General features: G+C 69.1%; 8 protein-coding genes, 1 tRNA gene and 4 pseudogenes. 4 read left to right on the plus strand and 9 right to left on the minus strand.

Annotated features, from left to right (window positions below; translation table 11 throughout):
• From AAHZ94_RS02030 to AAHZ94_RS02045, 4 genes and pseudogenes are all read right to left on the minus strand, one after another.
• The coding region (locus AAHZ94_RS02030) for a biotin/lipoyl-containing protein (protein WP_349990086.1) at nt 1-470 on the minus strand (470 nt) is incomplete at its 3' end.
• 50 nt (nt 471-520) lie between these two features.
• Nucleotides 521-1,909, minus strand: coding sequence for a dihydrolipoyl dehydrogenase (lpdA, locus tag AAHZ94_RS02035; protein ID WP_349990087.1), 1,389 nt, complete (start codon nt 1,907-1,909; stop codon nt 521-523).
• 545 nt (nt 1,910-2,454) lie between these two features.
• Entirely contained in the window at nt 2,455-3,978 is a 1,524-nt protein-coding gene (locus AAHZ94_RS02040; protein ID WP_349990088.1) for a leucyl aminopeptidase, read from the minus strand.
• Between the two features lie 463 nt (nt 3,979-4,441).
• Nucleotides 4,442-5,146 (minus strand): annotated as a pseudogene (locus AAHZ94_RS02045) (NsdA family TPR-like regulatory protein); the annotation flags it as partial.
• Between the two features lie 255 nt (nt 5,147-5,401).
• On the opposite strand from AAHZ94_RS02045, the pseudogene AAHZ94_RS02050 reads away from it, so the two are divergent.
• Together AAHZ94_RS02050 and AAHZ94_RS02055 are read left to right on the plus strand one after the other, a co-directional pair.
• Nucleotides 5,402-5,590 (plus strand): annotated as a pseudogene (locus AAHZ94_RS02050) (JmjC domain-containing protein); the annotation flags it as partial.
• A complete protein-coding gene (locus AAHZ94_RS02055) occupies nt 5,524-6,381 on the plus strand; it encodes an aldo/keto reductase (RefSeq protein WP_349990089.1) in 858 nt (285 codons plus the stop codon). The pseudogene AAHZ94_RS02050 and the gene AAHZ94_RS02055, both read left to right, overlap by 67 nt.
• Here AAHZ94_RS02055 and AAHZ94_RS02060 read toward each other — a convergent pair.
• A pseudogene (locus AAHZ94_RS02060) lies at nt 6,378-7,226 on the minus strand (hypothetical protein); the annotation flags it as partial. The gene AAHZ94_RS02055 and the pseudogene AAHZ94_RS02060 sit on opposite strands and share 4 nt — an antisense overlap.
• A 281-nt stretch (nt 7,227-7,507) precedes the next feature.
• On the opposite strand from AAHZ94_RS02060, the pseudogene AAHZ94_RS02065 reads away from it, so the two are divergent.
• Nucleotides 7,508-8,294 (plus strand): annotated as a pseudogene (locus AAHZ94_RS02065) (LacI family DNA-binding transcriptional regulator); the annotation flags it as partial.
• Nucleotides 8,295-8,361: 67 nt separating this feature from the next.
• Here AAHZ94_RS02065 and AAHZ94_RS02070 read toward each other — a convergent pair.
• Nucleotides 8,362-8,607 carry a hypothetical protein gene (locus tag AAHZ94_RS02070; RefSeq protein ID WP_349990090.1) on the minus strand — a complete coding sequence of 82 codons (246 nt, stop codon included), beginning with the start codon at nt 8,605-8,607 and terminating at the stop codon, nt 8,362-8,364.
• Nucleotides 8,608-9,432: 825 nt separating this feature from the next.
• Here AAHZ94_RS02070 and AAHZ94_RS02075 point away from each other — a divergent pair.
• Nucleotides 9,433-10,275 carry a PE-PGRS family protein gene (locus AAHZ94_RS02075; RefSeq protein WP_349990091.1) on the plus strand — a complete coding sequence of 281 codons (843 nt, stop codon included), beginning with the start codon at nt 9,433-9,435 and terminating at the stop codon, nt 10,273-10,275.
• On the opposite strand, the gene AAHZ94_RS02080 is transcribed toward AAHZ94_RS02075, so the two are convergent.
• The 3 genes from AAHZ94_RS02080 to AAHZ94_RS02090 all read right to left on the minus strand — a co-directional run bounded on the left by AAHZ94_RS02080 (nt 10,205) and on the right by AAHZ94_RS02090 (nt 13,103).
• Complete coding sequence (locus AAHZ94_RS02080; RefSeq protein ID WP_349990092.1) at nt 10,205-11,842, minus strand: PE-PGRS family protein; 1,638 nt, start codon at nt 11,840-11,842, stop codon at nt 10,205-10,207. The two genes, AAHZ94_RS02075 and AAHZ94_RS02080, sit on opposite strands and share 71 nt — an antisense overlap.
• Nucleotides 11,843-11,977: 135 nt before the next feature.
• Nucleotides 11,978-12,766 carry a DUF1883 domain-containing protein gene (locus AAHZ94_RS02085; RefSeq protein ID WP_349990093.1) on the minus strand — a complete coding sequence of 263 codons (789 nt, stop codon included), beginning with the start codon at nt 12,764-12,766 and terminating at the stop codon, nt 11,978-11,980.
• Nucleotides 12,767-13,029: 263 nt separating this feature from the next.
• A tRNA-Pro gene (locus AAHZ94_RS02090) sits at nt 13,030-13,103 on the minus strand.
• Nucleotides 13,104-13,410 lie beyond the last annotated feature (307 nt).

Consider the following 13,410-nt stretch of genomic DNA (forward strand, 5'->3'; position numbering starts at 1 on the left):
AGCTTCTGAAAGCGCGCAGGCTCGCTCTCCACGGCATTGCCTAGGCGCGGTTGGGGCGCCGCTGCCGGCCGGGGGGTGGGCGGGGGCGGCCGCCCCCGCGCCCCCCCCGCCCCCCGAGACGGGCCCGGCGCCGCCGGGGCCGGAGCCGGGGCGGGCGCCGGAGCGGCAGCCGGGGCCGGAGCAGCGGCCGGAGCCGGAGCCGCGGCCGGGGCAGCAGCAGCCGGAGCGGCACCAGCGGCACCGATGACCGCCAGCTTCGCGCCGACCTCGGCCGTCTCGTCCTCGGCGATCAGGATCTCCAGCAGGGTGCCGGACGCGGGGGCCGGAATTTCGGTGTCGACCTTGTCGGTCGAGACCTCAAGCAGCGGCTCGTCGGCCTCGACGCGCTCACCCTCGGCCTTGAGCCAGCGGGTGACGGTGCCCTCGGTGACGCTCTCGCCGAGCGCCGGCAGGGTTACGGAAACCGCCATGGTTTCGGTTGCTCCTAACGATCTTGCGGATGTGGTCGCGCCCGGTACTACTAGTCGTGCGAGTGCAGCGGCTTGCCGGCCAGTGCCAGGTGGGCCTCGCCGAGGGCTTCGTTCTGCGTGGGGTGCGCGTGGATGAGCTGCGCCACCTCGGCGGGCAGCGCCTCCCAGTTGTAGATGAGCTGGGCTTCGCCGACCTGCTCACCCATGCGGTCACCGACCATGTGGACGCCGACCACGGCGCCGTCGCGCACCTGGACCAGCTTGATCTCACCGGTGGTCTTCAGGATGCGGCTCTTGCCGTTGCCGCCCAGGTTGTACTTGAGGGCGACCACCTTGTCGGCGCCGTACAGCTCCTTGGCCTTCTCCTCGGTGAGCCCGACGGAGGCGACCTCGGGGTGGCAGTACGGGCCGCGCGGCACGCCGTCGTAGTCGATCGGCACGGTCTTCAGACCGGCGAGCCGCTCCGCGACCAGGATGCCCTCCGCGAAGCCGACGTGCGCGAGCTGGAGCGTGGGGACCAGGTCACCGACGGCCGAGACGGTCGGCACGTTGGTGCGCATGTACTCGTCGACCAGGACGTAGCCGCGGTCCGTGGCGACCCCGGCCTCCTCGTAACCCCGGCCCTGCGAGACCGGGCCGCGGCCGACGGCGACGAGCAGCAGCTCGGCCTCGAAGGTCTTGCCGTTCTCCAGCGAGACCTTTACGCCGTTCGCGGTGTACTCCACGCCCGAGAAGCGGGAGCCGACGGAGAACTTGATGCCGCGCTTGCGGAAGGCGCGCTCCAGCAGCTTGGAGCTGTTCACGTCCTCGACCGGAACCAGGTTCGGCAGCGCCTCGACGATCGTCACGTCGGTGCCGAAGGACTTCCAGGCGGAGGCGAACTCGACGCCGATGACGCCGCCGCCGAGCACGATCGCGGACTCCGGCACCCGGTCCAGGACCAGGGCGTGGTCGGAGGAGATGACGCGGTTGCCGTCGATCTCCAGGCCCGGCAGCGACTTCGGCACGGAGCCGGTCGCGAGCAGGACGTGGCGGCCCTCGTACCGCTGGCCGTTCACGTCCACCGAGGTCGGCGAGGACAGGCGGCCCTCGCCCTCCACATAGGTGACCTTGCGGCTGGCGATCAGGCCCTGGAGGCCCTTGTACAGGCCGGCGATCACGCCGTCCTTGTACTTGTGCACCGCCGCGATGTCGATGCCGTCGAAGGTGGCCTTCACGCCGAACTCGGCGCTTTCGCGGGCCTGGTCGGCGATCTCACCGGCGTGCAGCAGCGCCTTGGTGGGAATGCAGCCGTTGTGCAGGCAGGTACCGCCGACCTTGTTCTTCTCGATCAGGGCGACGTCCAGGCCAAGCTGAGCTCCGCGCAGGGCAGCGGCGTAGCCACCGCTGCCGCCCCCGAGGATCACTAGGTCGAAAACAGTGCTGGCGTCGTTCGCCACGTCACGTCCTCCATGCATGGGTACGCCGGAGCCGGTCACTCCGCTGCGCTTCGTTTCTGCTGTCTCCAGCAGAGCCTACGGAAGCGGAGCCTGTGACCGGGCGGCGGCTGTTGTTCGGCCGCTGTCTTACTCGGCCCTGCGGTGTGGCTCGGGTGTGTGTGCGAGCCACAGGCCCTGTCCTGCCGAGACAACATCTTCGCACTTGTTCGCGGACGGTGGGACGCCGGGCTGTGCTCCGCGGTGGCCGAAAGCGCTCGTACGGCCAGAATCCCGGGCGGACACCGCGCTCGGCCCCGTTCGTACCCGCGAGTAGATCGCTGTCAGCGAACGCGCCACGGCCCCGGGCGCAGGCGCTCGGGGCCGTTGGTCACGCTCTGGTGGGAGCCGTGTTCACTGCGATTCAACCCGCCGGGCGGGGCGGGGGCGGGCCAGCCCGATCCGGTCTGATCCGGACTGGTGCGGTCCGGACCGGTCCGGTCCGGCCGGGTCCACCGGATGGGCGGCGCAGCGGGCGCCATCCACCCTGTGGACACGGGCCGGGTCGGTCAGCCCAGGTCGCCGGCGGCGGTGCGCTCGGCGAGCCGCACCAGGGTGCGCACCGAGGAGCCGGTGCCGCCCTTGTGGGTGTAGCCGTACGGGGCGCTCTCGTGGAAGGCCGGGCCCGCGATGTCCAGGTGCGCCCAGGTGATGCCCTCGCCGACGAACTCCTCCAGGAACAGGCCGGCGACCAGGCCGCCGCCCGCGCGCTCGCCCATGTTCGCGATGTCCGCGATCGGCGAGTCCATGCCCTTGCGCAGCTCGCGCGGCATCGGCATCGGCCAGGACTGCTCGCCGACCTCCGTCGCGATCTCGTGCAGCGAGGTGCGGAAGGCGTCGTCGTTCGCCATGATCCCGAAGGTGCGGTTGCCCAGCGCGAGGATCATCGCGCCGGTCAGCGTCGCCACGTCCACGATCGCGTCCGGCTTCTCCTCCGAGGCGCGGGTGAGCGCGTCGGCGAGCACCAGCCGGCCCTCGGCGTCGGTGTTGAGCACCTCGACCGTCTTGCCGCTGTACATGCGCAGCACGTCACCGGGGCGGGTGGCCGAGCCGGACGGCATGTTCTCGGCGAGCGCCAGCCAGCCGGTCACGTTGACCTTCAGGCCCAGCTTGGCGGCGGCCACGACGGCGGCGAACACCGCGGCGGCACCGCTCATGTCGCACTTCATCGTCTCGTTGTGGCCGGCCGGCTTGAGCGAGATGCCGCCCGAGTCGTACGTGATGCCCTTGCCGACCAGCGCCAGCGTCTTGCTCGCCTTCGGGTGCTGGTAGGCCAGCTTGACCAGGCGCGGCGGGTTCTCCGAGCCCTTGCCGACGCCGATCAGACCGCCGAAGCCGCCCTTGGCCAGCGCCTTCTCGTCCAGCACCTCGACCTTGAGGCCGAACTCCTTGGCCGCGGCCTGCGCCTGCTCGGCGAAGAGCTTCGGGGTCAGGTCGTTGGAGGGGATGTTGATCAGGTCACGGGCCCGGTTGACCTCGGCGGCCAGCGCCTCGGCCCGCTCGATCGCGGCCTTGTACGCCTTGTCCCGCGGCTTCCCACCGAGCAGCGCGACCTCGGCCAGCGGGGCACCGGCCTCGTTCTTGCCCTTGCCCTTGCCGCCCCGGTACGAGGTGAACGCGTACGCACCGAGCAGCGCGCCCTCGGCGACCGCGGCAGCGGACTCCAGGTCGGGCAGCGGCAGCGCGAACGCGGCCTTCTTGACGCCGGTCAGCGCGCGGGCCGCGGTGCCGGCGGCACGGCGGAGCACCTCGGCGTCGAAGCCGTCGTCCCCCTTCGGGGTGTCCCCGAGGCCGACCGCGAGCACGACCGGGGCCTTGATCCCGGACGCGGACGGCAGCTTGGTGGCCTCGCCCTCGGCACCGGAGGCGCCGAGGGTTTCCAGGACGGCGGCCAGCTTGCCGTCGAACGCCTTGTCGATGGCCTCGGCGCCCGGCGCGACGACGGGGCCCTTGGCGCCCTTCGCCACACCGACGACGACGGCGTCCGCACGCAGTGTGGTCGCACTCGACGTGCTGAGAGTCAGAGCAGTCACGGTGGTGGTGTCTCTCTTCCGTTGAAGTAGGGGGCCGTTGGGTGGGCCGGCCGTGCCGTGGGCATCGTATGCGCCGGTCCGCTGCGGGGGCACGGCCCGGTGCAGTGGTCCTAGCGGCCATCGCGAGCCTAACTCGCGCTGTACGGGGCGTGTTCTGCGCGTACCGCCCTGACCAGGTCGATGTGGCCAGCGGGACGGGGGAGGGCGCCGCTCCCGCCGGGTGGACCGGCGCCCATCTGGGGGCCGGCGCCCGGTCGTTGGCCCGGCGCGTCGCCGCCCGGCGGGGGCTGTCTCTTATAAACATCTGACGCTGCCGCCGATACTCCATGTGTAGATGTCGGTGGTGGGCGTATCATTAAAAAAAAAGGGGGGGGGGGGGGGGGGGGCCTCCCCCCCCCCCCCCCCCGGCCCGGCCCCCCCCCCCGCGGGGGCCGCCGCGGGGGGGGGGGGGCCCCCCCCCCCCCCCGACGTAGTACCGCTGGCCAGCGGACCGCAGCCCCGCGTCGTACGCCACCCAGCCGGTGAGATGCGAGGTCCGGGCTGCCAGGGCGTACAGGCGGACCCGGACGTCGTCTGTGTACCGGCCGCCGCTGAGCAGGCCCGTGACCAGGGAAAGATCGCCTCGGGCCTGTTCCAGGAGCCGGGCACCCCCCAACTGATCATCAAGGGTGCGAAGTGTGCTGACGCGCTGCTCGATCGTCGAGACCATCACGTCGGTGACGCGGTCGCCGTTGATTGCCGAGGCGAACGCGGAGGGTGCCTCGACCCAGCTCGACGCGAACCCCGTCAAGGCAGCACCGGTGATGGTGAGAAAGCCTCGTCGATCCAACCGTCCACTCCCCACAAGATCGGCCAGCGCCTCGACGGTGCCGGCCTCGGTCCAAGGCACGGTGAGTCCCGTCACCTCCCAGACCGGAAGCCACCGAGGCCAGCCCTCCGCTTGCGTCCGTTCGTACGGAACGGACAGCAGCTCGCCGAGCACGCGCTGAGCGTCCGCGTCCGGTTCCTGACCCTGCTCCCACTTCCAGACGGTCGTGCGATTCGCCGCCAGGGGGATGTCGAGCAGCTTGCCACGCGCCTGCATGAGGCGGGCGAACTCGGCCTTCCTCCATCCGCGCGACTGACGGACGAAGGTCAAAGGGTGGACAGCTAAGGACTCACCGGGCACGTCATCACTCCTGTCCTATCCCAACAGGGCGGCTGGACAATACATTCCACCCCTGTTTACGAGGGTGGCGCCCCCTGGAGAAACCCCCCAGAAACGTTCCGCACCCGAGGGGCCTGGCCGTTGACTGGACCTCAGTCGTCCTCGGACCGAGCTCGCAACTTCGCCCCCGGACGGACATCAGATCGACGGCCTCGCTCGCGTTCCTGTCCTGGCAGAGCCGCCTTCCCACTCTGTGGAGGCATCCATCATGTCCTCGCCAAAGCACTGCCCTCGCTGCGGCTGCTGCTGAGCGGGAGGCCCGTCCCGCTGGACCGGGCGGTCTCCGTCGCCGGGTCCGAAGCGATGGAGGTCGCCGAGATCCTGGTGAAGGAGGAGCTGTGCGCGGTCCTTGCCCCCGAGTTGTCCTCGGGCTACACCGGTCTCGTCACGAACGCCCCCTCCTGACCGGGGCGCTGGATCTCGGCGTCACCTCGGTCGACACGAGCGCCAACTACTTCGGATTCCGCTCGCACACCGTCCTGGCGCGGACGGCCGGCGACCTTCTGCCCAGGCTCATGGTCTCCACGAAGGTGGGCTGCTTCCCCGGACGGGAACGCGCCGAGCGCTCCCTGGACCCCGTGCGGCTGTACGAGGCCGTGGAACACGCCGCCCGCGATCTCGGACGGGAGCCCGACCTGGTGTTCCTGTACAACCCGGAGCACTCCCTCGGCGACGCCTCCGCCCATGGTCGGGGCACGCTGGCGCAGGCGTGCGCCGCGCTGGACGACGCTACGTCGAAGGGGCTGTGCGGTGCCTGGGGCGTTGCCTCCTGGGATCCGTTCCCGCTGGTCGGCTTCGTCGATCTGACGACGCCGAAACCGTCGATACTCATGGCGCGAGCCGGGCTGCTGGTCGGTACCAGAACGCTCGAAGCCGCCGAAGCCCTCGCGGTGCCCTGGGACCTCGACCGCAGTCGGTTATGGGGCATGAGCCCCTTCGGCGGTAGCGCGGCGGATCCGGTATGGGATCGGATCGACCCCCGGGTCTTTCTTCGGGGCGGTGACGGATTCTCCCGTGTCCAGGCGGCCTTTCGGACCTCGTACTGCCTCCCGGGTGTCGGGACCATGGCCGTGGGTACGAACGATGCGGCTCATCTGGGCGAACTACTCGATGCCCTGGCCGCCGAGCCCGATGAGCAGACGATCCACGAGTACCGCACCCTCCTCCGAGAGCGGTCGATGGGCCAGCCGGTCTGAAGCTCCGAGATGATCTGCCGTGCCCTGTGCCGGGCGGGTTCGATCCGGGGGTCCTGCGGGTGCGCGTCCGGTCCGAGGATCTTGGCGCATACGAAGAGCGTCATCAGCTTGCCGTCCCGGCTCTCGAAGTCGTGCCTCCGCTCGCGTCGTACGCGGTCGGTCAGAGCGGGGACGGCGAGCGAGGCGGCCCAGAGGGTCGCGGAGTCGAGGCCCCGGGGGGCGTTTCCCCAGTCCTCCCAGTCGAAGAGGGAGAAGGTCGGCGCGCTCATGTTGGCCCAGTTCAGGTCGGCGTGGGCCGGAACCCACCGCTCGACGGTCGTGTCGATCACCTCGGGGAACACGCCCCGGATCGACCCGCTGACCAGCTCCTGTGTGATCGTGACGGTGTCCGGAGTGGCTACGCGCTTGGTCGTGTTCCGTGCGAGCGCGTCCAGTGAAGAACCGAAGTCCCGCCACCACTCCTCCGACAGCGTCGGCTCCTCCGCCAGGACGGCGGTCCCGATCGGCGTACCGGGAAGAAGGTCGGACTCGTCCGCCCGCCACATCACCGGCTCGTCCGCGTCCTGCCAGACCACACACCCCCGCCACGCGGGCTGGGCGACGCCCTCAAGGCGCGCTGCGCTCTCCGTACCGTTCCACCCCTGGTCGGTGATTCTGTCGAGCGGCCGACGTTCCACCCGTACCCAGGTGTCGCGGTCGGTCCGTGCGCCGACGGATCGGCGTTTGCGTACCACCGTGCTCGGGTCCAGTCGGGTCTGAAGGGACCGCTCGACGCGGTCAAGAACCTTGTCGACCGGCTCGACTCGGAGGTCGACAGAGCGGACAGCGGAGACCGAGTGCGTCATGCGGGGACCGTAGCAGCGGGCCTCGGTGCCACGGGGGCATCTGAGCCAAGAGGGGCGAGCGGTTACCTGATGCCTACGGTGTGACCCGGTACAGCGACGGCTCCCTCGGATGGAGTGAAGGAAGCTGTCAACGGTCGGCCTATCGGCGTGGACTGGGAAGCTTTGTCGGGCTCAACAACGTCGCGGCGACGGGCTCGTTCTGGGGCACGGCCATCGGCCTCGCAGCCCTGGTCGAGCGTGCCTGAGCGGCCAGGGCGCGGCCGGCCGCTACAAGGTCGCGCCCGCCCAAGGATGACAGCTACCGCACCATCGACGCGATGGACTGGCCGTCCACCCTGGTCATCAACCACATCGCCCGGACGAAGCCGACCCCCTGCCCCTGCCACGGCAGGACGTACGTTTTCCGAGGCCAGGGAACGGCCCGTACCGGAGGCCACCAGGGCGCGAAGCTTGTCGACGTCGCACGCCGTGCCGGGGTGTCTACGGGGACAGTGTCCAACGTCCTCCACCACCCCGACCGTGTACGGGAGGACACCCGCGTCCGTATCGAGCAGGCGATCACCGACCTCGGATTCGTGCGCGGCGGCATGACCACCGAGCACGCGGCCCACTGGCGCAGGAACGGTTTCGCGACCTGGCTGTTCTCCCCGGCGGTCTCCGGCTGGTACCCGAAGAAGGCGCCCCAGGAGGCCCGTGCGGTGCCGATTCTCGGCGAGCCGTGGCCCAGCACTCGGACGCGGCGCGAGTTAGCGGGCCGACGTCTGCTGGCTGCCCATCGCCAAGGGCCTTACGCCTCACGGCCTGCGCCACACCCACCGGACGACGATGGTGGAGGACCTCGGCACGGAGAAGGTCCTCATGGACGAACGCATGGACCACATCGACGGATCCGTCTCGGCGCGCTATGCCCACGTCACCCGTGGCATGCGCAAGCGCCTCATAGTCGGACTGACCGAGCAATGGGAGGTGGCGCTCGACGCCCGTCTGGCGATGTACCCCACGTCACCGGTGCGCGTCCTCAACGAGCTTCTGAAAGCGCGCAGGCTCGCTCTCCACGGCATTGCCTAGGCGCGGTTGGGCCTCTGCTGCCGGACGGGTTGAGTCCGGCGGCAGAGCCCCGCGTCACGCCCCTGCCCTACTTCCGGGCACTGGCGCCTCGTTCCAAGGGCCCGGCGGCGATAAGGGCGATTCCTGTCTCCTCGTAGCCGGTCAGGGAGAGGACCACACCGGCGGTGCAGCAGGCTGCGGACAACCCGACGGTGACCCAGGCGAGGACGTTCTGTGAGCGTGTGCGCTCCGCGGGGGTCTCGTCCGGCGTGTGCGGCTCGGTCGGCGTTCCGTGCGGCTGCGGGTCATCCGGGTAGCCGTTCGTAATGGGCATGGCAAACCTTTTGTCTCTCAGGCGTGCGGCAGCACGCGGTGAATGGGTGAAGGCACCTTGGATCGGCGGGGAGTTAGCCGCGCAAGTCAGCTCGTCGTGTCCGGTGGCGCCCACGGACACGGGGGAGACGGCACCGCGCAGGGAGTCGATTCGAGTTCTCACGAATTTGCCGACAGCCGCTGTGGTGCCTCTCCAGCATGCGCTGTTCGCCGCCCCATTCACGGCTTCTGACCTGCGGCTTTACGAGTTCGAGCTCTTGAATGAGTCGCGTGATGCCGTCACGGGCTCGGATTCTCGCGACCGCTTGAAGCGGCCCGATCCCGCTACGGCCATCGGCCGTACACCGCTGCCCCGTGCACGTCCCCGTCTTTCGCCCCACACATGCCTGGGGATAAGCCGCGCAACCGGCATCACCAGGTAGTTCGGCTTCCTCGGCCATCGCCGAGGCTAAGGTCAGCTTGCTGAGGAAGGGCGTTCCCGGCCTGGACTCCATGAGCACCGCCGTGACGGACGGGGAGTAGCACCGACGCCAACTACCACGTCGATATCTCGACGCGCTGCGCCCACGTCGCTTCCGGCACAGGCAAGCTCCTCATGCTCGACCTAGCCCAGCCGTGGAAGACGACGCTCGACGTCCGCCTGGCGATAGGTCGGGCCTCTCCAGTGCGCGTACTCGGCGAACGCCCGTGTGCACGCCGGGAGTCACGCATGCCTGTAGAGCACTGGTGCCTCGGTGGAGCAGCGTCAACCTTGTGCGGTCAGCTCGCTCTGGCCATTAGGGCGAATGCCCAGTGGTGGGGCCCACAGAGCTGGCTCAATGGGCACATGGAGACTGGTGAACACTGGGCATACCGCGCGAGGCCGAAGGATCTGGGTAGCGAGGTTCGACAGGTTGAGGTCGTTCGGGTGGGCGGCCCTGGCAGGTCTGGCTGGATCCACGTGCGGTTCCTCGAAGGTGATGCGGCTGGCTTGCAGGAGTGGGTCAGTTCCGGGTCTCTCGTAGCACCGTGGGCAGATGTCGATACGTTCCGCGCGGACGACGCGGCGGAGCTGGCGCTGGCCGAGTCCTCCCGTCACGTCCGGGGCAGCACGGATTTTGAGGCTGCGCGCATGATCCTCGGCTTCGTCCGTCCGAAGAACAAGCTGCGCCTGCGCCGAACGGTGGCGGGCGCAGGGATTCTGGAGCTGAGCCGCCTCGATGAGACCGCGCCGCTCATCGACATGGATGCTGCCGAACTCCGCGACGACGCCATGGTGCACGAGAACCGCCACGGCATGTGCCTGGCCGGGTGGCCGGTCACCGAGCGCGTCGCCCGCCACATGGCTGCCCGCCTCGCCGACGAGATCCTTCCGGAGGTGGATCGCAAGCAGCAGGACATCGAGCAGGAGCGTTTCCAGTCTTCCTGGTACTCCTACAGTCGGCGGCACGAGCACAAGTTGGACGCGGAGGCGGCCGTCCTGCGAACCGTCCGGGCGTGGTGCGGCCAGGACAAGGCTGACCGCTACGACGAGTTGGTCGCCCTGCGCGCCGAGGTCATTCGGCTCGGAGAGCTGGTCGAGAAGGCGGTCAAGGCGCTCCGCGACCGCGGCCATGGCGTCATTGCCTCCACCATTGAGCGCGACCTTGGCGTCCATATCTCCAGCCTTGATCCTGACGTGCGTCGATGAGCCCGCGCCACGGATCTGGTTCCGGTTTGGGCGGCACCGGCTGTGTAGCGGGCTTCTTCTCCTTCTCCGGCCGGTGCGGATGCCAGCCGTCGAGGAACGGCCGCAGTTGATCTCCCGTCGGCTCCGCGTGGAAGTTGAGGAAAGCCAGTCCCCTGCCGCTCAGGGTGGGATCGAGCCGGTCCGCCTCCGCCTTCCCCCAAGCCGACCACTCGCGCAGTCTCTCGGCTTCGAGGGCGTCACGCGACGCGGCGGCGGCTTCATCCAGAGCGGCACAGAACGTCCGGATCTCCCCTGCAACCTGCCACTGCTCAAGGGCCGTGCCGAAGCGCTCGGCCCGCACCGCGTGAATCGCCTTGGTCGAAGCCACGCCAACGGCTGCCTCCCACTCCCGGTGCTCACGCTCCTCCCGCTCCGCTTCCAAGCGTCGACGCTCGACCTCCTGCCGCTCCTGCTCCTCTCGCAGGCGCTGCTGCTCCGCCTCACGTTCCAGTCGAGCCCGCTCCTGCTCCTCCGCGCGCGCCTTCAACGCCCGGAAGACTGAACCGATCTGGTCCTCCAACGCCTTCTTGGCCGTGTCGGCCCAGTCCTTCTTCCAGCCGTAGCTGTAGCCCGACTGCTGGCTGACTAGCAGCTCTAGTTCGCCAGACGGCTCGGACTTCTGGGCGGGGGTGACACGTTGCCAGTCGTACGTACGACGGCCCTCCTGCTTGGGGACGTACCGGACCGGCTTCTGCCGTTCGCTGAAGCTGACCTCGTACGTCCTGCCGTGGACGGTCAGCAGCGGCCTCGGCTGCCTGCGCTTCTTCGACACCGCGATATCGCCGTGCCGTGCGAGGGCCTGCTCGGCGAGGAGCCGAAGCAGCGAGAGCACCCGGGGAAGAACCTCTTCCGAGATCTCAAAGGCGCTGTGGTCCGCGGTGACCGCGGCGATCACGTCCTCGATGTCGGTGATCACACGGCTGCGCGCCAGTCGGATTCGGTTCCACTCGGTCTCATCCTCGCCGGTCACCCTGAGCAGACCGAGGAAGAAGTCTCCCTTCGCCCGACCGCTGTACTTCAGGTGGTACCCGTCCGGAGCGCATTGCCGTGCTGCGTCGAACGCCCTGCGGTAGCTGGCCCGCTGCTCGTCGCTGGGGTTCGGGATCCGGAGGAACCGCCCGGCCTGCTGTACCTCCGCGATCAAAGCCGCTCCGACTTCCGCCGGTGACGGCTGCGAAGTCTTGGCGGCGCGCTTCGGCGCTGGCTTCGTCGTGGACGGGGCTGCGGCTTGCTTCTGTGGTGGCGGTACAGGTCGTGTCCGTTGACCAGAACCCGTTGACCGCTGCTTGCGCTGAGCTGGTTCCGGCCGGTCCGGGTGGTGGCCGTGCTCCAGGTAGAAGCGTCCCGCGTCAGTGATCTCCGCCTGCCACTTCCCATTCTGCTTGGGCATGGTGATCAGGCGCCGCTCCTTGAGCGCCCGGGCGGTGAGAGCGAGTTCGGGGCTGTCCGACGTGACGGGGTCGGCTCCGCCCTGGATACGGGTAAGGAGCGCGAGCTGCCGGTCATTTAACGGGGACCATCGGTGCATGTCGATCGTCGTACCGTCTGTGGTCGCCCCGGCACAAGTCCTGCGGAGTGGTCCCTCCGGCGCGCTCGTGTATTGACGTCCTTTCCCACTCGCTGGGATCCGGCAACATCGAGGCGGCATGCCCACGGGCTGACGCTAAGCGAAGTTTTCCTCTTGCACCACGTCAGCGATCTGCTGTGCGATCTCCTCGATGGAGTAGTCGCTGGTAGCCATCGCCACCTTGTCTGCGAGGGAGGGGCTGTAGCGCCGGACGTCTTCGACACTCAGGTTGTGCCAGATCGGCAGGAGCGACTGCTCCCCGGCCACGTTACGGGTGACGAGCCCGTCGAGTTCGTGGTTGGTCCAACCCTTGGCGAAGAAGGGGTCCGAGAGCACGACGACGCCGAATCGGCTTGCCCTGATCCCTTCATCGATCTTGCGGCGGAGGCTGTGGCCGATCCGCATTTGGGCTTCGTCGAGCCAGACAGTCACACCCAGCTTGGTAAGTGCGTCCCGAAGGGGGCGAGCGACAGACCCTTTGTCCTCGGACGCGTGGGAGATGAAGACGTCCCAGGTCTGGCCTTCAAGCACATCGCCAGCAGGCTCCTCCGGTTCATGGACTGCGACGGAGCGGGCTGGGCTGCCCTGCGGTTCGCGGGCTGGGGGCAGGAAGCCCCGGGGAGGTAGCTGGACCTGGATGGATGCTGCGATGCGGCCGGAGTAGCCGCCGAGGTCGATGGCCGCGACCCAGTGTCCGCTACTTGGGATGGTGATCTGGTGAGGCGAGCGGCTGACACGGCCACCCAGGTACCGGTGCCTCTTTCCCAACCTGTACTTGCTGTACTCACTGCGCGTCATCACCTGGACGTTGGCTTGGTTGCGCAATGTGACGATGACCGTGGAACCTCTCTTGAGGTTGCCGAGGTCTTTGTAGAGGTGGTCCATGGGTGCTCCCGGGGGACGTGCTGCCAAGCACGTCTCAGGGTAAGGACCGCCACTGACAATCGGAGGGTGACGACATCTGAAGCGGAGTGGAGGCCCCCCGTCCGCTGGACGCTCATCTCGCGCTTGGCATGAGTTCTTCTTGGGGGTACTCGTGGGAGCCGTGCGGGAGCCGTGCCCTGAAGTCGGCTCCCAAAACGGGGCCGCAAGCAAATCAGGCCCGGCACTGATCTCTCAGCACCGGGCCTGCCCTACTGTTCCTTCAGTCGGGGTGGCGGGATTTGAACCCACGACCTCTTCGTCCCGAACGAAGCGCGCTGCCAAGCTGCGCTACACCCCGAAGCAACGAGCTCTACTTTAGCGGACTGGTCGCCGTAGACGAAATCCGGTTCCCACCCTGCATCCGCGCGGCCGACCTGGGGCGGAGCCACGGCGCGCAGCACGGGTGGGACTGGGTGGGGACTGGGGGGGAGTGGGGCGCCCAGCGGAGGCAGCTCGCCCCACCTCGCCCAGCCCCCGCACGCCCGGCCCAACCACTCCGGCCCCCACCCGCCCCAGGCCACTCACCCCAGGCCACCCAGCCCCACTCCCTGCACGCGCCACCCCAAGACCCCCAGCACCACCCCCTGGCACGCGCCCCCAAGGCA

Source organism: Streptomyces sp. HSW2009 (genome assembly GCF_040240285.1).
GTDB lineage: Bacteria > Actinomycetota > Actinomycetes > Streptomycetales > Streptomycetaceae > Streptomyces.